This is a genomic window from Mycobacterium sp. IDUB_3, from assembly GCF_055419585.1.
Genome location: NZ_JBVAXZ010000001.1, coordinates 32987 through 59656 on the forward strand (window position 1 = coordinate 32987; position 26670 = coordinate 59656).

Annotated in this window: 23 protein-coding genes; 16 read left to right on the top strand and 7 right to left on the bottom strand. The window is 66.8% G+C overall.

Going from position 1 to position 26670, the window contains the following annotated elements; all coding sequences use genetic code 11:
- Nucleotides 1–3 precede the first annotated feature (3 nt).
- The 4 genes from ACZYVJ_RS00070 to dnaE all read left to right on the top strand — a co-directional run bounded on the left by ACZYVJ_RS00070 (nucleotide 4) and on the right by dnaE (nucleotide 7336).
- Entirely contained in the window at nucleotides 4–807 is an 804-nt protein-coding gene (locus ACZYVJ_RS00070) for an SDR family NAD(P)-dependent oxidoreductase (protein ID WP_463829131.1), read from the top strand.
- Nucleotides 808–899: 92 nt separating this feature from the next.
- Nucleotides 900–3152: an MMPL family transporter gene (locus ACZYVJ_RS00075; RefSeq protein ID WP_463829132.1), complete on the top strand. Its 2253-nt coding sequence runs from the start codon at nucleotides 900–902 to the stop codon at nucleotides 3150–3152.
- A gap of 112 nt (nucleotides 3153–3264) precedes the next feature.
- Nucleotides 3265–3696, top strand: a complete 432-nt coding sequence (locus tag ACZYVJ_RS00080) for a type II toxin-antitoxin system Rv0910 family toxin (protein WP_463829133.1) — start codon at nucleotides 3265–3267, stop codon at nucleotides 3694–3696.
- 67 nt (nucleotides 3697–3763) lie between these two features.
- Nucleotides 3764–7336: a DNA polymerase III subunit alpha gene (gene dnaE, locus ACZYVJ_RS00085; RefSeq protein WP_463829134.1), complete on the top strand. Its 3573-nt coding sequence runs from the start codon at nucleotides 3764–3766 to the stop codon at nucleotides 7334–7336.
- A gap of 8 nt (nucleotides 7337–7344) precedes the next feature.
- Here the strand turns inward: dnaE and ACZYVJ_RS00090 are convergent, their stop codons facing one another.
- Entirely contained in the window at nucleotides 7345–8286 is a 942-nt protein-coding gene (locus ACZYVJ_RS00090) for an MBL fold metallo-hydrolase (RefSeq protein WP_463829135.1), read from the bottom strand.
- On the bottom strand, nucleotides 8283–8729 hold the full coding sequence (locus ACZYVJ_RS00095; RefSeq protein ID WP_463829136.1) for a PPOX class F420-dependent oxidoreductase: 447 nt from the start codon (nucleotides 8727–8729) through the stop codon (nucleotides 8283–8285). The genes ACZYVJ_RS00090 and ACZYVJ_RS00095 overlap by 4 nt, the downstream gene beginning before the upstream one ends.
- A 60-nt stretch (nucleotides 8730–8789) precedes the next feature.
- Here ACZYVJ_RS00095 and ACZYVJ_RS00100 point away from each other — a divergent pair, with 60 nt between their 5' ends.
- The 4 genes from ACZYVJ_RS00100 (at nucleotide 8790) to ACZYVJ_RS00115 (ending at nucleotide 13470) form a co-directional block, all read left to right on the top strand.
- Nucleotides 8790–9191, top strand: a complete 402-nt coding sequence (locus tag ACZYVJ_RS00100; protein ID WP_463829137.1) for a helix-turn-helix domain-containing protein — start codon at nucleotides 8790–8792, stop codon at nucleotides 9189–9191.
- Nucleotides 9188–9664, top strand: coding sequence for a VOC family protein (locus tag ACZYVJ_RS00105; protein WP_463829138.1), 477 nt, complete (start codon nucleotides 9188–9190; stop codon nucleotides 9662–9664). The genes ACZYVJ_RS00100 and ACZYVJ_RS00105 overlap by 4 nt, the downstream gene beginning before the upstream one ends.
- Before the next feature lie 90 nt (nucleotides 9665–9754).
- A complete protein-coding gene (gene fadD11 / locus ACZYVJ_RS00110; protein ID WP_463829139.1) occupies nucleotides 9755–11581 on the top strand; it encodes a fatty acid--CoA ligase FadD11 in 1827 nt (608 codons plus the stop codon).
- On the top strand, nucleotides 11578–13470 hold the full coding sequence (locus tag ACZYVJ_RS00115) for a lysophospholipid acyltransferase (RefSeq protein WP_463829140.1): 1893 nt from the start codon (nucleotides 11578–11580) through the stop codon (nucleotides 13468–13470). The genes fadD11 and ACZYVJ_RS00115 overlap by 4 nt, the downstream gene beginning before the upstream one ends.
- Before the next feature lie 82 nt (nucleotides 13471–13552).
- Here ACZYVJ_RS00115 and ACZYVJ_RS00120 read toward each other — a convergent pair whose 3' ends face one another.
- Together ACZYVJ_RS00120 and ACZYVJ_RS00125 are read right to left on the bottom strand one after the other, a co-directional pair.
- Nucleotides 13553–14728 (bottom strand): spirocyclase AveC family protein, encoded by a 1176-nt coding sequence (locus ACZYVJ_RS00120; RefSeq protein ID WP_463829141.1) that lies wholly within the window; start codon nucleotides 14726–14728, stop codon nucleotides 13553–13555.
- Between the two features lie 340 nt (nucleotides 14729–15068).
- Nucleotides 15069–15671, bottom strand: coding sequence for a TetR/AcrR family transcriptional regulator (locus ACZYVJ_RS00125; protein ID WP_463829142.1), 603 nt, complete (start codon nucleotides 15669–15671; stop codon nucleotides 15069–15071).
- Between the two features lie 212 nt (nucleotides 15672–15883).
- Here ACZYVJ_RS00125 and ACZYVJ_RS00130 point away from each other — a divergent pair, with 212 nt between their 5' ends.
- From ACZYVJ_RS00130 to ACZYVJ_RS00145, 4 genes are all read left to right on the top strand, one after another.
- Nucleotides 15884–17053, top strand: a complete 1170-nt coding sequence (locus ACZYVJ_RS00130; RefSeq protein WP_463829143.1) for a spirocyclase AveC family protein — start codon at nucleotides 15884–15886, stop codon at nucleotides 17051–17053.
- The gene (locus tag ACZYVJ_RS00135) at nucleotides 17054–17872 is read left to right on the top strand and encodes an AAA family ATPase (RefSeq protein WP_463829144.1); all 819 of its coding nucleotides are present in this window, start codon (nucleotides 17054–17056) and stop codon (nucleotides 17870–17872) included.
- On the top strand, nucleotides 17869–19581 hold the full coding sequence (locus tag ACZYVJ_RS00140; RefSeq protein WP_463829145.1) for a nitric oxide reductase activation protein NorD: 1713 nt from the start codon (nucleotides 17869–17871) through the stop codon (nucleotides 19579–19581). The genes ACZYVJ_RS00135 and ACZYVJ_RS00140 overlap by 4 nt, the downstream gene beginning before the upstream one ends.
- A 240-nt stretch (nucleotides 19582–19821) precedes the next feature.
- Complete coding sequence (locus ACZYVJ_RS00145) at nucleotides 19822–20607, top strand: DUF6065 family protein (protein WP_463829146.1); 786 nt, start codon at nucleotides 19822–19824, stop codon at nucleotides 20605–20607.
- Nucleotides 20608–20614: 7 nt separating this feature from the next.
- Here ACZYVJ_RS00145 and ACZYVJ_RS00150 read toward each other — a convergent pair whose 3' ends face one another.
- Both ACZYVJ_RS00150 and ACZYVJ_RS00155 read right to left on the bottom strand, forming a co-directional pair.
- A complete protein-coding gene (locus ACZYVJ_RS00150; protein ID WP_463829147.1) occupies nucleotides 20615–22084 on the bottom strand; it encodes an FAD-dependent oxidoreductase in 1470 nt (489 codons plus the stop codon).
- The gene (locus ACZYVJ_RS00155) at nucleotides 22081–22488 is read right to left on the bottom strand and encodes a hypothetical protein (protein WP_463829148.1); all 408 of its coding nucleotides are present in this window, start codon (nucleotides 22486–22488) and stop codon (nucleotides 22081–22083) included. The genes ACZYVJ_RS00150 and ACZYVJ_RS00155 overlap by 4 nt, the downstream gene beginning before the upstream one ends.
- A gap of 96 nt (nucleotides 22489–22584) precedes the next feature.
- Here ACZYVJ_RS00155 and ACZYVJ_RS00160 point away from each other — a divergent pair, with 96 nt between their 5' ends.
- The 4 genes from ACZYVJ_RS00160 (at nucleotide 22585) to ACZYVJ_RS00175 (ending at nucleotide 26000) form a co-directional block, all read left to right on the top strand.
- Nucleotides 22585–23136, top strand: coding sequence for a TetR/AcrR family transcriptional regulator (locus tag ACZYVJ_RS00160; RefSeq protein ID WP_463829149.1), 552 nt, complete (start codon nucleotides 22585–22587; stop codon nucleotides 23134–23136).
- 168 nt (nucleotides 23137–23304) lie between these two features.
- Nucleotides 23305–23742 carry a nitroreductase family deazaflavin-dependent oxidoreductase gene (locus ACZYVJ_RS00165; protein WP_463829150.1) on the top strand — a complete coding sequence of 146 codons (438 nt, stop codon included), beginning with the start codon at nucleotides 23305–23307 and terminating at the stop codon, nucleotides 23740–23742.
- Between the two features lie 38 nt (nucleotides 23743–23780).
- Nucleotides 23781–25073, top strand: coding sequence for a threonine ammonia-lyase (ilvA, locus tag ACZYVJ_RS00170; protein WP_463829151.1), 1293 nt, complete (start codon nucleotides 23781–23783; stop codon nucleotides 25071–25073).
- Nucleotides 25074–25091: 18 nt separating this feature from the next.
- Nucleotides 25092–26000, top strand: a complete 909-nt coding sequence (locus tag ACZYVJ_RS00175) for a phosphatase PAP2 family protein (protein ID WP_463829152.1) — start codon at nucleotides 25092–25094, stop codon at nucleotides 25998–26000.
- Here ACZYVJ_RS00175 and ACZYVJ_RS00180 read toward each other — a convergent pair.
- Nucleotides 25980–26651: a pyridoxamine 5'-phosphate oxidase family protein gene (locus tag ACZYVJ_RS00180; RefSeq protein WP_463829153.1), complete on the bottom strand. Its 672-nt coding sequence runs from the start codon at nucleotides 26649–26651 to the stop codon at nucleotides 25980–25982. The genes ACZYVJ_RS00175 and ACZYVJ_RS00180 overlap by 21 nt on opposite strands.
- Between the last annotated feature and the right edge of the window lie 19 nt (nucleotides 26652–26670).

A 26670-nucleotide genomic window follows, 5' to 3' on the forward strand; every position in this document is an offset into this window, starting at 1 on the left:
CACATGAGCCTTCCAAAACCTGACATTCAGACCACCGTTGTCATCACCGGCGCCTCGTCCGGCATCGGGGCCGAACTGGCCCGCGGGTTGGCCCGCCGCGGCTTCCCGCTGTTGCTGGTCGCGCGGCGCCGCGAGCGCCTCGACGAGTTGGCCAACGAGGTGGGCCAGGAGTACTCGGTCGCCGTCGAGGTGCTGCCGCTGGATCTCAGCGACGGCAAGTCCCGCGTCAAGCTGGCGAACCGGCTGCGCAGCGAGCCGATCGCCGGCTTGTGCAACAGCGCCGGTTTCGGCACCAGCGGCGTGTTCCACGAGCTGCCGGTGGACCGCGAGAGCGAAGAGGTCACCCTCAACGCGCTGGCGCTGATGGAACTCACCCACGCGACGTTGCCGGGCATGGTCGAGCGCGGCGCCGGCGCGGTGATGAACATCGCGTCGATCGCGGGATTCCAGCCGGTTCCCTTCATGGCGGTCTATTCGGCCACCAAGGCCTTCGTGCAGACGTTCTCCGAAGCGGTGCACGAGGAGCTGCACGGGACGGGGGTGTCGGTCACCTGCCTGTGCCCGGGACCGGTGCCGACGGAGTGGGCCGAGATCGCCAACGCCGAGCGGTTCAGCATTCCCATCGCGCAGGTGTCGCCGCGCGACGTGGCCGAGGCGGCCATCGGCGGCATGCTGACCGGCCGGCGCACGGTGGTGCCCGGCGTGGTGCCCAAGGTGGTCAGCACCGGCGGCCGGTTCGCGCCGCGCAGCCTGCTGTTGCCCGGTATCCGGATCGGCAACCGATTCCGCGGCGGGCCCAAGAGCTGACGCGGGGCGCATCGACTTCGACCATGTGCCCGTCGTGCCCGGGTCCGGAAAGTAGACTCACTCGCCTGCCCGCAAGGTAGGGGGAGCACCAGGTGCTACGGGGAGCCGCTCGACTCGCAATACTTGCGCCGCGCAGCATCGTCGCCACGGCTTTCCTGGTGATGGTCGCGGCCGGATTATTCGGCTTTTCCGCCCTCGACGTGCTCTCAGCGGGCGGCTATCAAGATCCGTCATCGCAGTCTTGGCTGGCTCAGCGGGTGCTCGCGGAGAAGTTCGACTACGGCGACCAACAGATGGTTTTCGAGTTGACCTCCGAGGCGGGCGCCCAAAGCGAGTCCGCCCGAAAGGTGGCCGCCGACATCGTCGCGCGGCTGAAAGTGTCGCCCGACGTTGCCCAAGTCAGCTCGGCGTGGACCGTTCCGCCTCCGGCCGCGGCAGGACTGATCAGCAAGGACGGTAAGACCGGATTGATCGTCGCCGGCATTCGCGGTGGCGAAACCAATGCCCAGAAGAACGCCGCGGCATTGGCGAAGCAACTCGCGCACGATCGCGACGGCGTCACCGTGAAGGCGGGTGGCGAGGCCCTGACGTACGCGCAGATCAACAAGCAAAGCGAAAAGGACCTGTTGGTCATGGAATCCATCGCGTTTCCATTGAGTTTCGTTGTGCTGGTGTGGGTGTTCGGCGGCATGCTGGCCGCGGCGATTCCGATGGCGGTGGGCGGCTTTGCCATCGTTTCCACCTTGGCGACGCTGCGAACGATCACACTCTTCGCAGACGTCTCGATATTCGCGCTCAACCTGACGGTGGCCATGGGTCTGGCGCTGGCCATCGACTACACCCTGTTGATCATCAGCCGATACCGCGACGAGCTCGCCAACGGCATGCAGCGTGAGGATGCACTGGTTCGCACCATGTGCACGGCCGGGCGAACCGTGCTGTTCTCGGCGACGACCGTCGCATTGTCCATGGCCACGATGGTGCTGTTTCCGATGTACTTCCTGAAGTCGTTCGCCTACGCGGGCGTCGCGGTGGTCGCATTGGCGGCCGTTGCCGCGGTGGTGATCACCCCTGCCCTGATCGTGCTCCTCGGCGACCGGCTGGACACGCTGAACGTGCGGCGGCTGATTCGTCGGGTGGGCGGGCGTCCAGAGCCGGTGTCAGTCCCGATCCAAGAGAGCTTCTTGTACCGCTCGACGAAAGCCGTGATGCGACGGCCGATTTCGATCGGCGTAGCGGTCATCGCGTTCGTGCTGGTGCTGGGGGCGCCTTTTCTCGGCGCGAATTGGGGCTTCTCCGACGACCGAGTGCTGCCGACCTCGGCATCGGCGCGGCAGGTCGGCGACGACACGCGCTCGGATTTCGTGGTCAGCACGGATAGGGACGTGACCGTCGTAGTCCCTGATACGACCGGGTCGGCGCCCGGCGAGATCGAGCGCTATGCCGTCCAACTCTCGCAGGTCGCCGACGTCGTGTCGGTGTCAACGCCTGGCGGAACCTTCCAGAACGGCGCGCCGGTCGGGCCGCCTTCCGCACCTACCGGCGCGAAGGACGGCAGTGTCTTCCTCACAGTGCGCAGTACGGCCCCGTTGTTCTCCATGGCATCGGAAAGACAGCTGGATCGTCTTCAGGCCATCGCCGGACCTGGCGGCCGCGACGTGCAATTCACCGGCAGGGCGGCGATAAACCGCGACAGTGCGGGAGCGGTGACGTCGCGGCTGCCGCTTGTCCTGTCGATCATCGCGGTGATCACCTTCGCGCTGTTGTTCTTGTTGACCGGCAGCGTGGTGATGCCGCTGAAAGCCTTGGTGCTCAACGTTTTGTCGCTGACCGCTGCATTCGGCGCGCTGGTATGGATCTTCCAGGAAGGCCACCTGGGTGCCCTGGGCACCACGGCCAATGGCACCCTGATGGTCCACATGCCGGTGCTGCTGTTCTGCATCGCGTTCGGTCTCTCCATGGATTACGAGGTCTTCTTGGTGTCTCGGATCCGCGAGCACTGGTTGGCCTCCGACCGAACGCCAGAGGACAACGACGAGGCCGTCGCTCAAGGCGTGGCCCGCTCCGGTCGGGTTGTCACTGCAGCGGCGCTATTGATGGCGATCTCGTTCGCCGCGTTGATAGCCGCGCGGGTGTCGTTCATGAGGATGTTCGGTCTGGGACTCACTCTGGCGGTGGTGGTCGACGCGACGCTCGTTCGTATGCTCCTACTTCCGGCGTTCATGCGCCTGATGGGCCGCGCCAACTGGTGGGCGCCTAAACCGCTGGTCAAGCTGCACGAGCGCATTGGCATCAACGAGGAAGAAAGCGACGTCGGGCTTCGCGCCCTCAGTCCCGAACAGTGATTTCCGCAATTGCCGACGGGCGTGATCCGAGTATCCGGATCACATCCGTCACGTCCGTCGCTCCGGGGGTGAGACCGCAGTGGCGGATGTGACGAGGCGCTAGGCTCAGGCGGTGGCTGCCGTGGACCTGACCGCCGATGTCCCGATGACCCCGCAGGACATGTGGGATCGCGTCTCCGACCTGTCTGACCTGGGCGACTGGCTGACCGTGCACGAGGGCTGGCGCAGCGACCTGCCCGACGAGATCGCCGAGGGCACCCAGATCGTCGGCGTGGCACGGGCCAAGGGTTTCCGCAACCGGGTGACCTGGACGGTGACCACGTGGGACCCGCCGCACGAGGTGGCGATGTCGGGATCCGGCAAGGGCGGCGCCAAATACGCCGTGACGCTCACCGTGCGGCCCACCGGCGAGGGCTCGACGCTGGGTCTGCGTCTCGAACTGGGCGGACGGGCGCTGTTCGGTCCGGTGGGCTCGGCGGCGGCGCGCGCCGTCAAAGGCGACGTCCAGAAGTCGCTGAAGAATTTCGTCGAGTTGTACGGATAGAAACCCGAGAAACACTTACGCGACACGCCGAGGATACGTCGGTGGTCGGTCATAGACTGGCGTCCCTATGACCGGTTCGATTCCTCCTCACGCGAGCGCTCGTCGCGAGCCATCCTTCGTGCACCTGCATAACCACACCGAGTATTCGATGTTGGACGGTGCCGCGAAGATCGCGCCGATGCTGGCCGAGGTGGACCGGCTGCAAATGCCCGCGGTCGGGATGACCGACCACGGAAACATGTTCGGCGCCAGCGAGTTCTACAACGCGGCCACCAAGGCCGGGATCAAGCCGATCATCGGCGTCGAGGCCTACATCGCGCCGGCCTCGCGCTTCGACACCCGGCGGATCCTGTGGGGTGACCCCGGCCAGAAGTCCGACGACGTGTCGGGCAGCGGCTCCTACACGCACATGACGATGGTGGCCGAGAACGCCACCGGCCTGCGCAACCTGTTCAAGCTGTCCTCGCTGGCCTCCTTCGAGGGCCAGCTCGGCAAATGGTCGCGGATGGACGCCGAGATCATCGCCGAACACGCCGAGGGCATCATCGCCACCACCGGGTGCCCGTCGGGGGAGGTGCAGACCCGGCTGCGGCTGGGACACGAGCGCGAGGCGCTGGAGTCGGCCGCCAAGTGGCGCGAGATCTTCGGCGCCGACAACTACTTCCTGGAGCTGATGGATCACGGGTTGTCCATCGAGACGCGGGTCCGCGAAGGCCTGCTGGAGATCGGCCGCAAGCTGGGCATCCCGCCGCTGGCCACCAACGACTGCCACTACGTCACCCGCGACGCCGCCCACAACCACGAGGCGCTGCTGTGCGTGCAGACCGGCAAGACCCTCTCGGACCCCAACCGGTTCAAATTCGACGGCGACGGCTACTACCTGAAGTCGGCCGCCGACATGCGCCAGATCTGGGACGACGAGGTTCCCGGCGCCTGCGACTCCACCCTGCTGATCGCCGAGCGGGTGCAGTCCTACGACGAGGTGTGGGCGCCGCGCGACCGGATGCCGATCTTCCCGGTGCCCGAGGGACACGACCAGGCCACCTGGCTGCACCACGAGGTGCTGGCCGGGCTGCAGCGCCGGTTCCCGTCCGGCGTCGGGCAGGACTACATCGACCGGGCCGAGTACGAGATCAAGGTCATCTGCGACAAGGGCTTCCCGTCGTACTTCCTGATCGTCGCCGACCTGATCAACTACGCGCGATCGGTCGACATCCGGGTGGGGCCGGGGCGTGGCTCGGCGGCGGGCTCGCTGGTGGCCTACGCGCTTGGCATCACCAACATCGATCCGATCCCGCACGGTCTGCTGTTCGAGCGCTTCCTCAACCCGGAACGGCCGTCGGCGCCCGACATCGATATCGACTTCGACGACCGTCGTCGCGGCGAGATGGTGCGCTACGCCGCCGAGAAGTGGGGCTCCGACCGCGTCGCCCAGGTCATCACCTTCGGCACCATTAAAACCAAAGCGGCGCTGAAGGATTCGGCGCGCATCCACTACGGGCAGCCCGGGTTCGCGATCGCCGACCGGATCACCAAGGCGCTGCCGCCGCCGATCATGGCCAAAGACATTCCGCTGTCTGGCATCACCGACCCGGGCCATGAGCGGTACAAGGAGGCCGCCGAGGTCCGCGGCCTGATCGAAACCGACCCGGACGTTCGCACCATCTACCAGACCGCGCGCGGCCTGGAAGGCCTGATCCGCAACGCCGGCGTGCACGCGTGTGCGGTGATCATGAGCAGCGAGCCGCTGACCGAGGCCATCCCGCTGTGGAAGCGGCCCCAGGACGGGGCCATCATCACCGGCTGGGACTACCCGTCGTGTGAGGCCATCGGCCTGCTGAAGATGGACTTCCTGGGCCTGCGGAACCTGACGATCATCGGCGACGCCCTGGAAAACATCAAGAGCAACAGGGGAATTGACCTCGACCTGGAGTCGGTGCCGCTGGACGACAAGCCCACCTACGAGCTGCTCGGCCGGGGTGACACCCTGGGGGTGTTCCAGCTCGACGGCGGCCCGATGCGCGACCTGTTGCGCCGCATGCAGCCCACCGAGTTCAACGACATCGTCGCGGTGCTGGCGCTGTACCGGCCCGGCCCGATGGGGATGAACGCCCACAACGACTACGCCGACCGCAAGAACGGTCGTCAGGCGGTCAAGCCGATCCACCCGGAACTCGAGGAGCCGCTGCGCGAGATCCTGGCCGAGACGCACGGCCTGATCGTCTACCAAGAGCAGATCATGTTCATCGCCCAGAAGGTCGCCTCCTACACGATGGGCAAAGCCGACGCGCTGCGTAAGGCGATGGGTAAGAAGAAGCTCGAGGTGCTCGAGGCCGAGTACAAGGGCTTCTACGAAGGCATGACCGCCAACGGCTTCTCCGAGAAGGCCGTGAAAGCGTTGTGGGACACCATTCTTCCGTTCGCCGGGTACGCGTTCAACAAGTCGCACGCGGCCGGCTACGGCCTGGTGTCGTATTGGACGGCCTACCTGAAGGCCAACTATCCGGCCGAGTACATGGCCGGCCTGCTGACCTCGGTGGGCGACGACAAGGACAAGGCCGCGGTCTACCTGGCCGACTGCCGCAAGCTGGGCATCACGGTGCTGCCGCCGGACGTCAACGAGTCCCTGGTGAACTTCGCCTCGGTGGGCCAAGACATCCGGTTCGGGCTGGGCGCGGTGCGCAACGTCGGCGCCAACGTGGTCGGATCGCTGATCGGCACCCGCAACGGCAAGGGCAAGTTCACCGACTTCTCGGATTACCTCAACAAGATCGACGTCGCGGCCTGCAACAAGAAGGTCACCGAATCGTTGATCAAGGCGGGCGCCTTCGACTCGCTGGGTCACGCTCGCAAGGGTCTGTTCCTGGTGCACACGGACGCGGTCGACTCGGTGCTGGGCACCAAGAAGGCCGAGGCGATGGGTCAGTTCGACCTGTTCGGCGGCGGCCCAGATGGCAGCGGCATCGACTCTGTGTTCAACATCAAGGTGCCCGACGACGAGTGGGAGGACAAGCACAAGCTGGCCCTGGAGCGAGAAATGCTGGGCCTGTACGTGTCCGGGCACCCGCTCAACCAGGTGGCGCACCTGCTGACCGCGCAGGTCGACACCCAGATCCCGGCCATCCTCGACGGCGATGTGCCCAACGACACCCAGGTGCGGGTCGGCGGCATCCTCGCCTCGGTCAACCGGCGGGTCAACAAGAACGGGATGCCTTGGGCGTCGGCCCAATTGGAGGACCTCACCGGTGGCATCGAGGTGATGTTCTTCCCACAGGCGTATTCCGTGTACGGCGCCGACATCGCCGACGACGTCGTGGTGCTGATCAAGGCCAAGGTGTCGCTGCGCGACGACCGGGTCGCGTTGATCGCCAATGAGCTTGTGGTGCCGGACTTCTCCAACGCGCAACCTAACCGGCCGCTGGCGGTCAGCCTGCCGACGCGGCAGTGCACCATCGACAAGGTCACCGCGCTCAAACAGGTGCTGGCCCGCCACCCCGGCACGTCGCAGGTGCATCTGCGGCTGATCAGCGGGGACCGGATCACCACGCTGGAACTGGATGCCTCCCTTCGGGTTACGCCGTCGCCGGCGCTGATGGGGGATCTCAAGGCGCTGCTCGGCCCCGGCTGCCTGGGCGGGTAGGCGAACGGCTACCCGGCCAATCGCAACGCCGCCTGATGGTCGTGGGTCGGGATGATCGTCACCGCGTGCCGTGCCAGGTGCAGGCGTTGCAGGGTCTTGAAGGTCTCCGCACGGTTTTCGTCCACCAAAACACCCGGATAGCCCGACTTCTGCCGGACCTTCTCGATCTGCAAATGGTGCCAGGCGGCGTCCCCGGCGATCAGGATCCAGCCCCGCGCGGTGTGGGCGAGCACCCCGACGCTGCCCGGGGTGTGCCCGGCCAGGTCTACCAGGATGACCGAGCTGTCGCCGAAGAGGTCGTGGCCGGCGGTGAAGGTCAGCACCGGCGGCCCGTCCAGGTCGTATTCGCTGACGGGCCGGCCCCGCAGCGCATCGCGCACGCCGCCGACGGGAGCGACACGACCCGAGCCGATCCAGTCGTGTTCGCGACGGTGCAGGTGCACGGGGAGATCCGGCAGGTCCAACAGGCCCGACACATGATCCCAGTGCGCGTGGGTGGGGAGCGCGAAATCCAGGCGTGGCGGGTCGGGCAACCGGTTCAGCGCCGTGCGGGTGGGGATGGTGCCGGCCGGCGGGCGAACGGCGACCCGCAGCACGGCGGGCAGCTGGGAGATCGCGCGTCGCTCGACGTCGACGCAGACGGCGGGGTCGACGATGAACGTCGCCTCCGGGTGAGTGACGACGAACGAGGTCAGCGAGTTCTCGACGCGCGCCGGGATGAACGTGCCCTCGACGATGGCGGCGGTCGGCACCGGGCGTGGCACTTGGGGCAGCACGGTCACCGTCACGGTGCGGCCGGGAGCCGGCAGACCCGCATCGACGACGCTGCGCAGAAACCGTTCGTCGGGCCGCTTCGGGCGCACCATGCCGAGCACCAATCCCGCTGCGGCGCTGCAGCATTGGCCGAAGCCGGGGGAGCGGACGGGGTCGGGCACCGTTGCGCGCGTCATGGCAGGTCCACCCGCACGATGACGCTGTCCGGCCACACGCGGCGGTCGCGGGCGCGCCGCAACTTCTCTCGTGCGCACAGGTCTTGGTGCACGTTGGTCACGCCGGGCACCTTGATCAGCGGGACGATGTTCCACTGCCAGCCGTAGCGGCGGTGCAGCACGCGGTTGGCGCGGGCGGCCTCGGCGCCGGACAGCACCGTGGCGCGGCCCGTCACCGTCGTCGCGCCGGGACGCACCCGGCCCCGGTGGTCGCAGGCCGCGAGTTCGACGTCACGGCGGGCGGCCAGCCGCCTGGTCTTCGGGCCGACCCTGGTCCGGAACAGCAGGCCGTCGTCGTCGAACGCGAACCAGATCGGGGTGTCGACGGGCGTGCCGTCGCGGCGAAACGATCGCAGCAGGGCGTAGCGAGAACGGCTGAGTTCCGCGGGTTGGGGGATGGTCATAACCCCAGTCAAGGACTTAGAGTTGGCTCGAAGTCAAGCATCGAATTTCTGGGAGGTGCGATGCCGCCAAGCCTGACGATCGGCGAGGTGGCGCGCCAGGCCGGGGTGGCGGCGACGGCGTTGCGCTACTACGAGCAGATCGGCCTGGTGCCGGAGCCGGCACGGCTGGGCGGCCAACGCCGCTACGACGACTCGATTTTGGCCCGCCTCGAGGTGATCGCGCTCTGCAAGGCCGCCGGGTTCTCGCTGGAAGAGATCCAGCTGCTGTTCGCCGACGACGCCCCCGGGCGGCCGGCCAGCCGCGCTCTGGCCGAGTCCAAACTCGCCGAGATCGACGCCCAAATGGACTCGCTGGCCCGCGCCCGCGCGGTGATCGAGTGGGGGATGCGCTGCACGTGCCCCTCGATTGACGCCTGTACCTGTGGCATTCACCCACCCCACGCCGGCAAGGAGCCCTCATGACCCAGCAGCACCCCATCGCGGTGCAGAACTTCTCGCACGTCTGCATCGGCGTCTCCGACATCGAGGCGTCGCTGGCCTTCTACACCGCTGTGTTGGGCATGGACGTGGTGTTCGACGTCGAACTCGCAGGCGCCGGACTGGATTCGGTCACCGGCGGCGCCGCCCAGCGGGGCCGCATGATCGGCGGGCTGATCGGGGCGGCGATGGTGGAGCTGTTGTCGTTGGGAGCGGTGCCCGAGTGCCCGAGCGGCCCGCACCTGGGCTACACCAACATGTCGTTTCGCGTCGACGATCTCGACGCCGCCTACGACACCGTGACGCGCCACCACCCCGCTATCCGGGCCGACCCGCCCGTCGACATCGGGGGCGTGCGGATGTTCTTCATCCACGACCCCGACGGCACGCCGATCGAGCTGGTGGAATTGCCCGGCGGGGCGACGAGCACGGTGCAGCTGTGGCGCCCGGGGGCGTGAACCGGTGAAGTCACCCGATATGTTCCGTGCCCCTGTGCTCGGAAGTAGGCTCACGAGGGCAGTGCTGATGCGGCGCCGAGGAGGACGGAAATGACGACACCCCAGGAGCCGGCCACCTTGTGCGAGGCGTTTCAGCGCAACGCCGCGGTCGACCCCGACGCCGTCGTGCTGCGCACACCCGGTGCAACCCAGACAATGACGTGGCGCGAGTGCGCCGAACAGGTGCGCAAGGTCGCCGCCGGCCTGGCGGGCTTGGGGATCCGGCGCGGCGACGCCGTCTCGCTGATGATGGCCAACCGGATCGCGTTCTATCCGCTCGAAATCGGCACGCAACACCTTGGGGCGACATCGTTTTCGGTGTACAACACGCTGCCTGCCGAGCAGCTGACGTATCTGTTCGGCAACGCGGGCACCAAGGTCGCGATCTGCGAGGAGCAGTACGTGGACCGTATTCGCGCCAGCGGGGTGCCGATCGAGCACATCGTCTGTATCGACGGCGCGCCGCCGGGCACCCTGTCGGTCGAGCAGCTGTACGAGGCGGGCGAAGACGACTTCGACTTCGAATCGACCTGGCGCGCGGTACAACCCGACGACATCGTCACGCTCGTCTACACCTCGGGAACCACCGGAAACCCCAAGGGTGTGGAGATGACGCACGCCAACCTGCTGTTCGAGTCCCGCGCCCTCAACAGCGTGCTTCCTTCGGAGTTCGGTGACCGGGTCACCTCGTATCTGCCGACGGCGCACATGGCCGACCGAGTGATGGGGCTCTATGCCCTGGAGGTGTTCGGCGCCCAGGTCACCGTCGTCGACGATCCGCGGGCCATCGCCGCGGCGCTGCCCGACGTGCGGCCCACGGTGTGGGCCGCGGTGCCGCGGGTCTGGGAAAAGCTTAAGGCGGGAATCGAATTCACCGTCGCCAACGAGGCCGACGAGGTCAAGCGTCAGGCGTTGCAGTGGGCGATGGCGGTGGCCGCCAAGCGGGCCGACGCCCTGGTGGCCGGCGGCAGGATGTCCGACGAGCTGGCCGCCGAATGGGCCCGGGCCGACGAGCTGGTGTTGTCCAAGCTGCGCGAGCGGCTCGGGTTCGGCGAACTGCGCTGGGCGGTGTCCGGTGCGGCGCCCATTCCCAAGGAGACATTGGCCTTCTTCGCCGGCATCGGCATTCCGATCGCCGAAGTGTGGGGCATGTCAGAGCTGAGTTGCGTTGCGGCCGTGAGTCATCCGCGCGAGGCCCGGCTGGGTACGGTCGGCAGGCTGCTGCCCGGGCTGGAGGGCAGGATCGCCGACGACGGCGAGTTCCTGGTGCGCGGTCCGCTGGTGATGAGGGGCTACCGCAAGGAGCCGGCGAAGACCGCCGAGGCGATCGACGCCGAGGGCTGGCTACACACCGGCGACATCCTGGAAGCGGACGCCCAAGGCTATCTGCGCGTGGTGGATCGCAAGAAGGAGCTGATCATCAATGCGGCCGGAAAGAACATGTCGCCGGCCAACATTGAGAACGCCATCCTGGCCGCGTGTCCCATGGTCGGGGTGATGATCACCATCGGCGACGGCCGGCCGTACAACACCGCACTGATGGTCTTCGACGCGGACTCGGTCGGCCCGTACGCGGCCCAGCGCGGTTTGGCCGATGCCTCGCCCGCCGCCCTGGCGGCCGACCCGGAGGTCATCGCGCAGATCGCCGCCGGGGTGGCTGCGGGCAACGAAAAACTCTCCCGGGTGGAACAGATCAAACGGTTCCGTATCCTGCCCACCTTGTGGGAACCCGGCGGTGACGAGATCACGCTGACGATGAAGCTCAAGCGCAAGCCGATCATGGCGAAATACGGCGAAGAGATCGAGCAGCTCTATGCGCCCGAATCACATCCGGACGTGCACGAGCCGTCCGGAGCCGTCTCGGTGCAGCCGGCATGAGCGGGGGACCGGCGGGCAGCGCCCGTGAAATCGGCCGCGCGGGAGTTCGAAAGCTGTTGCAGCGCAGCGGCATGATCACCGAATCGACTTCACCGCTGTCGACGGACCCGGCCGAGGTGGCTGAATTGCTGGGCGCGCCATGGTATGACGAGCGGCTGGGCAAGCTGGCCCACGAGCTTGGGCGCGATCTGGACGGCGTGCGCGCCGAGGCCGCCAGCTACCTGCGGGAGATGGCGCCCTCGCTCGACGAGGGGGCGGTAAGGGCCTGGCGTAGCTTCAGCTGCTGGCTGATGCGCGCCTACGACGTGCTGACCGACGAGGATCAGATCGCCCAGCTGCGTAAGCTGGACCGCAAAGCCACACTGGCGTTTGCCTTTTCGCATCGGTCTTATCTTGATGGGCTGCTGCTGCCTGAGGTGATCCAGGCCAACCGGCTCTCACCCGCACTTACCTTCGGCGGCGCCAACCTGAACTTCTTCCCGATGGGTGCCTGGGCAAAGCGAACGGGAACGATCTTCATCCGGCGCCAGACGAAAGACATTCCCGTCTACCGATTCGTGTTGCGCGCCTACGCCGCGCAACTGGTGCAAAGCCACGCCAACCTGACCTGGTCGATCGAAGGCGGCCGGACCAGGACGGGCAAGCTTCGGCCGCCGGTGTTCGGGATTCTGCGCTACATCAGCGACGCTGTCGACGAAATCGACGGCCCCGAGGTGTATTTGGTGCCGACCTCCATCGTGTACGACCAGCTGCACGAGGTGGAAGCGATGACTACCGAGGCCTACGGTGCACCGAAGCGGCCCGAGGACTTTCGCTTCCTGATCCGGTTGGCGCGACAGCAGGGTGAGCGGCTCGGCCGCGCCTACCTGGACTTCGGCGAACCGCTGCCGCTGCGCAAGCGCCTCGAGGAGCTGCGCGCCGAGGAGTCCGGCACCAGCACCGAGATCGAACGCATCGCGTTAGACGTCGAACACCGGATCAACCGCGCCACGCCCGTCACCCCGACCGCGGTGGTGAGCCTCGCGCTGCTGGGCGCCGACCGCTCACTGTCCATCAGCGAGGTTCTGGCCACCGTGCGCCCGCTGGCGAGCTACATCGCGGCGCGCAACTGGAAGGTGGCCGGCGCCGCCGACCTGACGAATCGCTCGACCATCCGCTGGACCCTGCACCAGTTGGTCGCCTCGGGCGTCGTCAGCGTGTACGACGCCGGCACCGAACCGGTCTGGGGCATCGGGGCGGAACAGCACCTGGTGGCCGCGTTCTACCGCAACGCCGCCATTCACATCGTGGTCGACCGCGCGATCGCCGAGACGGCATTGCTGGCAGCCGTAGAGGACGCCGAGGGGTCAGTGGATGGGCTGGTGCAACCGACTGCCGTGCGCGATGAGGCGCTACGCCTGCGCGAGTTGCTGAAATTCGAGTTCCTGTTCTCGGCGCGCGCGCAATTCGAAAAGGAACTCGCCGACGAGGTGCGCCTGATCGGGCGGGTGGATGACACCAGCAAGGCGGCCGGCGCCGCCGACGTGCGCGGCCTCCTGGAAAAGGCCGACGTCCTGCTGGCGCACCTCGTGCTGCGCCCATTCCTCGACGCTTACCACATCGTCGCCGACCGGCTCGCCGACCACGACGACGAATCGTTCGACGAGGACGCGTTTCTCGCCGAGTGCCTCGAGGTAGGCAAGCAGTGGGAGTTGCAACGCCGTATCGCCAGCGCCGAGTCGAGGTCGATGGAGCTGTTCAAGACGGCGCTGCGGTTGGCGAGGCATCGCGAACTTGTGGACGCCCGCGAGGACCTGGACATCGCCCGGCGCCGCCGCGAGTTCGCCGACGAGACGGCGGCGGCTGTCCGGCGGGTCAACACCATCGCGGAGCTGGCCAGGACGCGGTGATACGCGGTTAGCCCGAAAGCACCCTACAACCCTGCCGCGCAACGTGATCGGACGGCGCGAAGGTCACTGGCGAATCACATCCTCACCGATGCGATTCGAAAGGCACCGTCGTGGGAAGTTCGGCCCCTTTCGGTAGGACGAGCTTGCCGTCGGTGTTGTTGTACCCGGAACGTTTCGTAGGCATGGGCAAGACAGGGTTGGGGCACGGCTGGTCGGTGCCGTCACCGCAGATGCCACCGTTGAGGTAGGAACGCTTTTGAACATCTTCGGGCCAGGGGTCGGCGTGCATGCCGATCCATTGCGCCGGAAGGTTGTAAAAGAAGAAGAAGCAGGCGCTCACCGCGGCGAAGATCGCCAGGAAGCGGGTCAGTTGAGCTTTGGCGAAACCGCCTCGGACATGGTCGAGTCCGCGCTCCGCGACAGTGCGGCCACGGTCGTCGGTGAAGAAGCGCAGACAACACAGCGCGGTCAGGACACCGCCCCACATCAGGCCTTCGTAGATGGGCCATTGGTAATACGTGCCGGCGTTGATTGACACCGTCCGAATCGCACCGGGATACACAAAGAACCCGATCGGCAAGAAGATCAGGCCCTCCATGACGAAGTCGAGCAGGATATTGAACGCGAAGGCAAGGGCTATCAACGGCGCGTTGCCGACGGCGGGCCAGCGCGCCTTGATCCTGCGCATCACCCAGCACCCGAGCATCACGATCAGCAGATTTCCGAATGAGTAGCCGGGCACGTTGGTCAGAAGCGGTTCCACGACCTGGTGTCCGGGTACCTCCGGCGACACCCAGCCCGGGATGTTGGACGACCATGAGCCTCGGTTGGGCATCCAGGTGTTGTAGGTACACCAGGTATTCAAGTAGTTGAGCAGTGGATCCTGGAAGAACATCAGGCCCATCGAAACCATGAGCATGCCGTCCAGGGTGATCCGCCGCTCGCGGCGCCACGGCCGAATGATGAACCACCACACCGCGAATGGCAGCCCGATCCACGCAAAGACCGCATTCGCCACGAGAGGCACTTTCATATACATCGGCGGGTTATCCGGACCGGAAGCCACCCGTTCGAAATACGGGCCCGTGATCCAGCGGATCCAGACGTACAACTGAAGTGCGAGAAGTGCGCCACCAATGGCAGCCCAGACCTTGACCGGCTTGACCGCGGACTCGGCCTGCCCGCTACGTTCGGCCACCCTGCCGACAGCGGCCTCGGGGAGGGGTGGCGCCTTGGTCTTGTTCGACAGATCACTCATCGCGCTGTCTCCTGGGTCGCAGAGAGGCTCGTCGTGCCTCGACCCGACCCGCAGCGGGGCCGGCGATTGAGGGCGGGAGCCAAGGTTCGTCAGGTCGCCCGTAAATATACTCATGGGTATCCAAGAATCGGAAGAGGTTCCAAGAATGCCGGCGGAACCTACACGCGGGGTTGCGCGCGGGTGTCGTCCCGAGCACGCGCGCTCAGTGCCGGGCGAGCCCGCTCAGGCGTTCAGCGAGATGACTTGCCCGCGGGCGCGGCTTGACGACCGAGGCTCAGATGGTTCGGAAACTCTCGGCTGCGACTGCTCAGCGAGACTTGGGTGGTGAAATGCGTTGTCCTCAAGGTAATTTGATGACTGACACATACATTTCGAGGATGGGCCGGTAAAGATCGATGTCGTCGAGCTGGCTGCTGAGCATGACCGAGTCGGTGGTGGCGACGAGTATGTGGGCGAATGTCAACGGGGGGATCAGCAGCGCTCCGCCCAGCCGGTCCATGCCTTCGACGATGAACTTGGCCAGTGCCTCGACGACTGCTGATCGCTTCGCGGCCACGCGTTGCCGGGCGTCGGGGTTGCGCAGTAGATACAGGGTGAATTCGTGTCCCAACGCGGCGTGCTCGGCGCCACGGTCATGGCTTAGTTTTCGCCAACGGTCGGCGATCTGGTCGAGTTCGCGAGCCCCGATCTGGGTGGAGGTCGACATCACCTCGGAGAAGTTGTCGAAATACCGGCGCCAATACCGGTCGCTGACGGCCAGGAACAGGTCCTCCTTCGCGGCGAAGTGCTTGTAGATGGCACCTTTCGTATAGCCCGCGGCGTGTGCGATGTCGTCGAGAGACGCTGCCATGAAACCTTTTTCGGCAAACACCTCTTCCGCGGCATCCAGCAGCAGCAAACGAGTGTGCTCAAGGCGCCGCTCTCGCGTCCAGCGCTCAACCATGTTGCGATTCTGTCATAGAATCTCAGAATATCCTTGGTTATTGAGATACCGATTGGTATGTTACCTCCAGGCCAGGCTGTCGGTGCCCGGCGACCGATCACCTCGTTGTGGGAGTGGGCGTGCCTACAGCGGGCGCGCCATGGCCGGTTCGCGCCTGGGGCGCAGTCGGGTTCGCGGACGCTGTATGTCAACGATTCAGGAGGGGCAGTGTCATGACAGAGCTGTCGAGCAGCAAGAGCGCACCATCCGTGACCGAGTCGCTCGGGGACGTGGCTTCACTCGGGACCAAGGCTCCTCCCAGGGCCAAGCCCGTGCTGATCTGGGCCGTCGTCGGGGGCGCCATTCTGGCTTTCCAGCTGTACGTGTGGATCCGCTGGATCGCCGGGCCCAATTTCGAGCGGGTTCCTCCGGGGCCGAGCGATCCACCGACGTTCATGAAGGCGATCCTGTTCACCTGGACTGCCGTGATCGTCGTCGGACTTCCAATTGCCTTCTGGTGGTTCATCATTCGGCCGTGGCGCCGGGAGCGGCGAATCACGCTGGACGGCATGCTGCTGATCTCGTGCGGCCTGCTGTTCTTTCAGGATCCGCTGCTGAACTACTTCAACACGTGGAGCACGTACAACACCTGGATGTGGAACCGGGGTTCGTGGGTCCAGGACATTCCGGGTTGGGTGTCGTTCGGAAAACCGGGCGCGATGATGGCCGAGCCGTTCCTGATGAACGCTCCCGGCTACTTCTTCGTCCTGCTATGCACAATGCTCGGCTGCTGGGTGATGCGCAAAGCCAAGCAGCGGTGGCCCAACATCAACACCTTCGGCCTGATCGGCGTGGTGATCGCCTGGACCTTCGTCTTCGATTTCGTCATCGAGGGCCTGTTCCTCATGCCGATGGGGCTTTTCACCTACCCGGGCGCGATTCGGGCCCTGTCGGTCAATCCCGGCACGTACTACCAGTGGCCGCTCTACGAAGGGCTCATGTGGGGCGGTGTACAGGCCGGCCTGTGCTGCATGCGCTACTTCACCGACGACCGAGGACGGACCTTCGTCGAGCGCGGACTCGACCGCGTCCGAGGCGGTTTGGTCAAACAGCAGCTCACCCGCTTCCTGGCGATCTTCGCCGCGTGCAGCGCCTTCTTCTTCGTCTTCTACAACCTCCCCGCGCAGTGGTTCGCCATGCACCAAGATCCCTGGCCCGAGGACATCCTGAAGCGCTCGTACTTCCTGATGGGCATCTGCGGTGCAGACACCGATCGGCCGTGCCCCGATCCTTCGCTACCGGTGCCCCTGACGAATTCCGGCTACATCAATCACGACGGTGAGCTCGTGCTGCCCGGGGGCGCAAAGCTACCGAAAAACATTCCGCTGGACCGGGGGAAGTAATTGTTGAACAGTCAAGCCGCAGCCGTTCGCTCCGTTTCGAACGCACCGTTCTACCGTGCCATCGGCGACGAGGTTGAGGTCTTCCGCGCGGCGGCCCGCCGAGGCCTGCCGGTGTTGTTGAAAGGCCCGACGGGATGCGGGAAAACACGTTTCGTGGAGGCGATGGCCCACCAGTTGGGCCGGGACCTGATTACCGTTGCCGGCCACGAGGACATGACGTCGGCCGATCTGGTGGGTCGTTTCTTGCTCAAGGGCGGTGAAACGGTCTGGGTGGACGGGCCTTTGACTCGCGCCGTGCGCGAGGGCGCCATCTTCTATCTGGACGAGGTGGTGGAGGCGCGCCAGGACACCACCGTGGTCATCCACCCGCTCGCCGATCACCGCCGTGAGCTGCCCGTCGACCGGCTCGGCACGACGTTGCGGGCGGCGCCGGGATTCCAGTTGGTGATCTCCTACAACCCCGGATATCAGAGCGTCCTGAAGAACCTCAAGGAGTCGACACGTCAGCGCTTCGTCGCCATCGAGCTCGGCTATCCATCCCCCGAGGTCGAGACCGAGGTGGTGGCCTACGAAGCCGGAATCGACACCGAGACAGCACGTTCGTTGGTCAAGCTTGCGTACGCCATCCGCAACCTCGACGGCTCACCGTTGCGCGAAGTGTCCTCCACTCGCATGTTGATTCTCGCCGGTGGCCTCGCCGCTGAAGGGTTGAACCTGCGCAGCGCGGTCCATGCCGCCGTCGTCCAGGTGCTATCCGACGACGACGATGTCATCCGAGCCCTCGATGAACTCGTCAACACCGTCCTGCCCCAGACGTGACGGCCACTTCCAATCCCAACAATCCTGATCGGTTCCGGTTTCTCGCCACTTACATCGCCGGCAGGTCCGTCGAAGTCACCGAGGCGCCGGCCGGGCAGCCCGCGCACACGAACGGCAAGTTCATCTTCGTCTCGCCCGGCGGCTCTGTCGACGAGCAGCGCCGCGAGATGGTGGTCCAGGCCGCACTTCTCGGCGCGGGCAGCCTTGATCCGCGACTGGTGAAGGGATTGCGGGCGCGCTCCACCTTGGCGCGCCGCTACCTTGCGATCGAAGGTCAGCGCGTTCTCGCCGAACTCGCCCAACGGATTCCACTCGATGCGGTGCTCCCTCAGGGCGGACGGCCGAGAACCGCGACCGCCGAAGAGTCGCTCGAGGTGGCCAAGAGCCGAACCAACGTTGCCGACCCACCGGGATGGTTCGGTGTCATCAAACCCTCCCGGTTGATGGGGGCACCCGTGGGACCCGGCGGGCACACCACCGACAAAGACCTCCAGTTGCGGTTCGATCCCGTCGACACGCCCGAATCGGAGGACGACGAGGACGAAGACGACGACGGCGGCAAGTCCTCAGAGAGCAAGATCCTCAAACTGTTTGAGAGTCCGCTGCTCAACAACCGGGCGCTGTCGGATTACTTCCGCAAGATGTTCGGAGGTTCGCGTTCCCCCGGAGACGGCGCCGCCGGCTCGGAGATGACAGTTCGCTCCATCCGCCGGGCGCAAGAGATCGGTCCGAATGCCCGTCCCGTGCCCACCCGGGTCCAGTTCACCGACGACGGCAAGCCCGGTGCTGCGATCGGTGTGGGGGGCGCGCTCTATCCGGAGTGGGACGTCTTCAACGACCGGTACAAGCCGGACTGGTGCCGTGTCATCGACTTCCCGCTGACCGTCGCCGCCGACGTCTCCGATGCCGGTGTGGCCCGCGACGACGTATTGCGGCGCCGCCTGGCTCGCGTCGGGCTCGGCCCGAAGGTCCTGCGCGGCCGTGCCGACGGGGACGACCTGGACATCGAGGCGCTGATCGACCTGTTCGTCGATCTGCAATCCGGCTTCTCCCCGCCTGAACACGTCTACCTGGAGCGCCGCAAGCTTGCCCGCAATCTCGGTGTGCTCATTCTGATCGACGCCTCCGGCTCCGCCGTCGATGCCGACGCGCACGGCCTCGCGGTGCACGACCACCAGCGACGGGCGGCCGCCACCCTGGCCGTCACACTCGAAGAACTCGGTGATCGGGTCGCGGTCTACGCCTTTCGCTCGCAGGGCCGCCACGCCGTCCACCTACCGGTCATCAAGACGTTCGACCAAGGCTTCGGCGCTGTCGGGCGTGCGCGGCTCAACCAACTCGAACCGTCGGGTTACACCCGACTCGGTGCCGGCATCCGAGGTGCGGGCGAAATACTCAAAACCGAGGCGGGCACACCGAATCGGCTGCTGGTAGTCCTCTCCGATGGATTTCCCTACGACGACGGCTATGAAGGCCGTTACGCCGAAGCCGACTCCTACAAGGCCCTCGAAGAACTCCGTGCGGAAGGCGTTGCCTGCCTTTGCCTTTCCATCGGGGCCACGACTGGCACCGATGCGCTCGAACACGTCTTTGGCTCCGCCGGCTACGCCAGCGCCGCAACGCTGGGCGAATTGAGCCCACGGATGGATGAGCTGTTCCTGTCTTCCCTGCTGGAACTTGCCGCGCCGAGACCTTCGCGAGCTCACTGACCGCGCCGAGCGGCCGCACACCGCGCACGTCGAGGGCCTGGCCACTCCCGCTCATGACGCAACCGGCCGCACCCGAGCCGTGATGATTCTGGCATCCGTCGGCGCGCATGACATGGGCTATGCCTCTATGGTGGACGTGATTCCCACGGCGGGACGACGGGCGCCAGCTAGTCGACATTTCGACCAGCCGTCTCGATCGAGATACTCGCTACCCCGGGTAACCAGCGAATCGAGGAGCCGATGAGTGACAACTCCGACAGGCGGCACCGCCCCCTGATCGGGTACATCACCCATGACATCGCACCGCCGATCAGCCCCGCGCCGATCGGCCGGGAGTGGATGTCGGAGATACGGCAAGGGTGGCCGCACCGGTGTCTGCCGATGCTGATCGCCAACCAGAGCGGCTGGGAGGTGCGCAACCGCAGCGCGTTCACCGCGACATGGATGGGCGGCAACGACCGCACGAACCTGATGATCGCCCCCGACACCCGCGAAAGCGGCCAGTTCCTGCCCTCCAGCCACTTCGGCTACGGCATCTTGACCTGGCATCTGCCGATCCTGTTTCGCACCCCGCCGGGCTACAACCTGCTGGTCCGGGGGCCGGCCAACTATCCGAAGGACGCCATCTCCCCACTGGAAGGCATCGTCGAAACCGATTGGTCCAGCTCGAGTTTCAGCATGAACTGGAAGTTCACCCGCGAGTACATGCCGGTGCGATTCGAGGTCGGCGAGCCGATCTGCATGATCGTGCCGCAACGCCGGGCCGAGTTAGAGGAATTCGCCCCCGAGGTTCGGCCCATCGAATCCGACGAGGAACTGCACCGCAAGCACGAGCACTTCCTCGGTTCACGCGGCGCACTGGGCCGCGAGCAGGAAGCCGCGGGCGGCGCCGGGAACGAGAAGGTGCCGTGGCAGGGCGATTACACGCGGGGCCGGCACAGCGACGGCGAGCCCGGCGCGCAAGACCACCAGACCCGCCGCCATCTCCAATCGTTCGTCCAGTACCAACCCGAGAACACGGACTAGAACGAAATCACCGCGCGTGCACGGTAGTTGCCGCGGCCGCCGCCATGTTCGTGATCCGCTCCGGCGCCTGCGCCGACGCACCGGCCCACGCGATGTAGCCGTCGGGGCGGACCAGCACGGCCGGCCCGTGATCGGCCCGCTGGGCCTGCAGCATCCCGGGTGTCTCGATCGGGGCGGCGCCGTATTCGCGAATGAAGACGAAGCCGCCGCCGCGCTGCAGATGCGTCAACTGTCCCTCGACGAGGGGGATCGTGGCGGCACGGGTGCCGACCAGCCCGCGCCGGCCGTACCGTAACGTCGTGCCCGCGAAGCTGCCGCCCACGAAGTCCTGCACCGCAGGTATCCGAAGTAGGTTGGGAACCAACAGGTTACGCATCCAGATCGCCGGCCGCCGGTGTAGGGTCGCGCCCCGGGCGACCATCCCGGACTGCAACAGCACCCGCTTGCCGATCGGGTGGCGTTCCTCCTGGTAGGTGTCCAGCAGGGTGTCGTCGGCGCCGCCGAGCACCGCGTCGAGTTTCCAGGCCAGGTTCGCGGCATCCTGGATGCCGGTGTTCATCCCCTGGCCGCCCATCGGTGAGTGCACGTGCGCGGCGTCGCCGGCCAGGAACACCCGTCCGTGCCGGTACTGCGCGACTTGCCTTTCGTCGCAATGGAATCGCGACTTCCAGCCGATCTCGATCACGCCGAAGTCGGTTCGCATGGCACGGGCCAGGACGTCGATGATCTCGGCGTCCTCGACGGGAGCGCTGTCGGGCAGCTGGTGGTCGCGGTCCCAGACCAGGGCCCGGTACCACGAGCCGTCCTCGTCGTGGCGGTTGTACGGGGCCAGAAACCCCAGCACGTCACCGGTGGTGCCCACCACCAGGCCACCGCGCGACGGGCCATGGGCCAGCTTGACGTCGGCCAGCATCAGAGAGGTCAGCACCGGCTTGCCGGGGAAGTCGACGCCCAGCAGCGTCCTGACGGTGCTGTGCGCACCGTCGGCGCCGATCACGTACCGCGCCCGCCACGTCTGCCGGTGTGCGGGATCGCCGTCGCCCTTGGGGCGGGCGATGACGGTGACGCCCGCGGCGTCCTGCTCGAGCGCGACCACCTCGACGCCGCGCCGGATGTCGGCCCCTTCGGCCACCGCGTAGCGGCGCAGCGCCGCGTCGACGTTGGTCTGCGGGGTGATCAGGACGAACGGGTAGGCCGAATCGAGGCGGGTCAGGTCGAGGCGGGCCTTGGCGAACAGGGTCACGTCCGGTCCGCGCTGCCCGACCGCGAGCAACTCGTCGGCCGCGTCCCGCGCGTCGAGGACCTCCAGCGTCCGGGGCATGACGGCGAACGCGCGGCTGGTCGGGTTTTCGGCGGGCCAGCGCTCCAGCACCGTCACCGACCGTCCGGCGCGGGCCAGGTCACCCGCGGCGGTCAGGCCCGTGGGGCCGGCTCCCACCACCAGGACGTCGACGTCGCGAACAGTGGTTGTACTCATCGGACCGCTCCTTCCGGTTGCGGGTACCAGCGACGGATGTCGCCGGGGGTGGCTTGCGCCGCCTGGTTGAAGACGAAGCGGCAGCCGGGCTGGGTGATGTGCGCGCTGTTGACGATCGACTCGAACAACAGGGTGTTGCCGGCGACCAGGCGAATCCCGGCGCCGATCAGCACGGCGTCGTAGCGCTTGGCGCGCAGCCGCTCGCCGGCCTTCGCGGCGCCGGCGGCGCCGAATTCGATCAGGCAGTTGTCGACCTGGTAGCCGGCGGCGCGCAGACCCGCGACGTTGTCGTCGTTGGCGGCCCGCAGCACCTCCCTCGACAGACCCCCGAACTGGGCGAACTCCGGTGACGAGTAGTCGATCACGTCGGGATCGAGCCCGATCTGGATGACGGTCACGGTCATGCCTGTGCCTCCTCGACCAACCGATTCAACAACTGTTGAAATCAAAGTAAGCCCGGTTGCTAGCGATGTCAACAGTTGTTGAACTACAATTTCGGCATGCCCACCCGCGACGGCAAAGTCACCCGCGCGACGATCCTCAGCGCGGCGCGGACCCTGTTCTCCACCCACGGCTTCGAGCGGACCACCATCCGCTCGATCGCCGCCGAGGCCGGCGTCGATCCGGCACTCGTCATGCACTATTTCGGCAACAAGGCCGACCTGTTCGCCGCGGTCTCACGGCTCGAAATCACCTTCCCGGACCTCACCGGCGTGGCCCCGGAACGCATCGCCGACGTCCTGGTGCCGTTCCTCATCCGGGTGTGGGATCCGGCCGGGTCGTTCCTGCCGCTGCTGCGCGCGGCCGCCACCAACCGGACCGCCGCCGACGCGCTCCTGGAGGTGTTCGTCGAAAAGGTGGCGCCGGCCCTGACCACCGTCACCCCCGACCGCGCCGCCGAGCGGACCGCGATGGTGGGATCGCAGGTGTTGGGAATCGCCATGGCGCGCAACGTCGTCGGGGTGCCCGCGTTGGCCGCGATGGACGACGCGACGCTGACCGAGTGGTTGCGCCCTGTGCTCGCCCACTACCTCACCGGGGCGGCACCGTGATGGCGCCGGTCCGCGGAAGAGTGTGACTTTTGCCGCCCCGTAGCGACAACGGTTGTCGCTGAGAGGCGGGCATTTGTGCATGTGCCTGTCTTCTCGTGACCGCTACGACAGGTGCGGCCAGTGCGATGAGCCGCCGGGACCGGGAAACACGCGCCTAAAGTGAATGGCATGCCGCTTACCGGAGAATATGAACCGTCGCCATTGGATTGGTCTCGCGAGCAAGCTGACAAGTACGCCGAGTCAGGGGGAGCCGAGGCCGCCGACATGAAGGGCAAGCCGATCATTCTGCTGACCACGGTCGGCGCCAAGACCGGCAAACTCCGCAAGACGCCGCTGATGCGGGTCGAACACGACGGCCAGTACGCCGTCGTCGCCTCACTGGGCGGGGCGCCGAAACACCCGGTCTGGTACCACAACATCAAGAAGAACCCCCGCGTCGAGCTGCAGGACGGCTCGGTGACTCGCGATTACGACGCCCGCGAGGTCTTCGGCGACGAGAAGGCGACCTGGTGGGAGCGCGCCGTGGAGGCGTGGCCCGACTACGCCGAATACCAGACCAAGACCGACCGCCAGATCCCGGTATTCGTGCTGACCCCGGTCGACTGAATTCCGGAGTTGGTCGGCTGTCGTGGCACCATTGATCAGTGTCCGCCGAATTGAGCCATCACCCGAGCGTGTCGCCGTTATCCGCGGCTGACATCGACAGCGCGGCCAAGCGGATCGCCACGGTGGTCACGCCGACCCCGCTGCAGTTCAGCGACCGGTTGTCGGCGATCACCGGCGCGCAGGTGTATCTCAAGCGCGAGGACCTGCAGATCGTGCGCTCCTACAAGCTGCGCGGCGCGTACAACCTGCTGGTCCAGCTGTCCGAGGCGGAGCTGGCCGCGGGCGTGGTGTGCTCGTCGGCGGGCAACCACGCGCAGGGCTTCGCCTACGCGTGCCGGATGTTGGAGGTGCACGGCCGCGTCTATGTGCCGGCCAAGACGCCCATGCAGAAGCGCGACCGGATCCGCTACCACGGCGGCGATTTCATCGACCTGATCGTGGGCGGCACCACCTACGACCTCGCCGCCGAGGCGGCGCTGGCCGACGTGCAAAGCACCGGCGCCACCCTGGTGCCGCCCTATGACGATCCGCGCACCATGGCGGGCCAGGGCACCATCGCCGTCGAGGTGCTCGATCAGCTCGGCCAGTCCGTTGGCGAGCCGGATCTGGTGGTGGTCCCGGTGGGCGGCGGCGGCTGCATCGCCGGCATCACCACCTATCTCGCCGAACGCACCGACAACACCTCCGTGCTGGGCGTCGAGCCCGCGGGCGCAGCGGCGATGATGGCCGCGCTGTCCGCCGGTGAGCCGGTGACGCTGGACCACGTCGACCAGTTCGTCGACGGCGCCGCGGTGCGCCGGGCCGGCGACCTGACCTATGCCGCGCTGGCGGCCGCCGGCGACATGGTGTCGATCACCGCGGTCGACGAGGGCGCCGTGTGCACCGCGATGCTCGACCTCTACCAGAACGAGGGCATCATCGCCGAGCCCGCGGGTGCGCTGTCCGTCACCGGATTGCTGGACGCCGACGTCGAGCCCGGATCCACTGTGGTGTGCCTGATTTCGGGCGGCAACAACGACGTCTCGCGCTACGGCGAAGTGCTCGAGCGCTCGCTGGTCCACCTCGGCCTCAAGCACTACTTCCTGGTGGACTTCCCGCAGGAGCCCGGCGCGTTGCGCCGCTTCCTCGACACGGTGCTCGGGCCGGAAGACGACATCACCTTGTTCGAGTACGTCAAGCGCAACAACCGGGAGACCGGTGAGGCGCTCGTCGGCATCCAGCTGGGGTCCTCGGCCGACCTGGACGGTCTGCTGGCCCGGATGCGTGCGACGGAGCTGCACGTCGAGACCCTGAAACCGGGCTCGCCTGCCTACCGGTACCTGCTGCTCTAGCGGCCGGGTCCGCGATACATGAGCCCGCCGTATGGACCCGGGACCAGCGGTTTCGGCCTAGTCAGCGCCGGCTTGGTGGCCTGCCTGATCCTGCTGGCGTGGGCGGCGATATGGATCGCTCGGCGCGGACGCCTGTTAGCCGGGCTTTGGCGGAGGGTGTCCGACAACGCCGTGATCGGCGAGGCGCTGACCTGGGTGCGCGACCGGATCGGCGCCAGGGAGCGGGCGCTGGCGCGTCGGTTGGGGGTAAGCGAGGTCGCCGGTGTGGCCCTGCTACTGGGGCTGGTCGTGGTCGTGGCGCTGGCGGTCGGTTTCACCGAGGTGCTCGATGACGTGCTCGAGGGCGACGGCATCGCCGGATTCGACCAACCGATGACGAGGTGGCTTGCGACCCACCGCGATCTGTGGCTGACCAACGTCCTGAGGGTGGTCACCGGCGCGGGCAGCCCGCTTTTCCTGGCCGCGGTCGCCTTACCGATCTCCATCGTTGCCGGTTGGCGGTGCAGGTCGTGGCGGCCCGTGGTGCTCGCCCTGGTTGCCGGCGTGGGCATTCCCGTGGTGCTGTTCTCGGCCAAAGTCTTGGTTGGCCGACAACGCCCGTCCCTACCGTTCGCCCTCATCGACGCGGACGGGTATTCGTTTCCCTCCGGACATGCGACCGGCACCGCCGCGAGCATGGCCATCGCCGCGTGGCTGCTCACCCGCTGGCTCGTCCCGTGGTGGACCGGGCGCGTGGTGGTATGGGCGATGGCGAGCGGCGTGACGTTCGTCGTCGGGTTTTCCCGCGTCTATCTGGGAGTCCATTACGTCAGCGATGTGCTGTCCGGCTGGCTGCTGGGAATGGCCTGGGCCGGCACCGTCATGCTCGTCGGAGCCTGGTGGGACAACACCCGACGGGCACGCGGCTCAGCGGCGACGCTTCCGTAAGTACGTGGGCACGGGAGTGCCGAGAGTCAAATCGTCGGCCGGCACCGGCGTTCCGGTCGTCAGGCTCAGTGGCACCACGCCCGCCCAGTGCGGCAGCGCAAGGTCCTCCGGATCGTCGGCCGGGGGACCGCTGCGTACCTTCGCCGACACCTCGACGAGGTCGAGCGCGAGCACCCCGGTCGCGGCGAGCTCGCGGGCGTCGGGCGCCCTGCAGTCGGCGGCGCGTCCCGGCGCGATGTGGTCGATCAGGCAGCTCAGCGCCCGCGACTTCTCCGCCGCGTCGTCGACGACGCGCGCGTCACCCACCACGACCACCGAGCGGAAGTTCACCGAATGGTGCATCGCCGATCGGGCCAGCACCAGCCCGTCGACCAGGGTGACGGTGACGCAGACCGGCAGGCCCGACCCCGACGCCTGTGCCGCTCTGGCCGCCAGCATCGGGCCGCCGCCCGTCGAACCGTGCAGGTAGAGCGTTTCGTCGAGCCGGGCATGGGTCGTCGGTAAGACCACCGGCCGACCGGCGCTCGAGTAGCCCAGGTGGCAGATCAACGCCTCGTCGAGGATGTCGTGAATGGCGCTGCGCTCGTAGTGAGCGCGTTGCCGGTAGCGGGTCGGGGTGGTGCGTGCCGTCGGCTGGTATGCGGTGTCCACAGGATTGCCCTTTAATTTG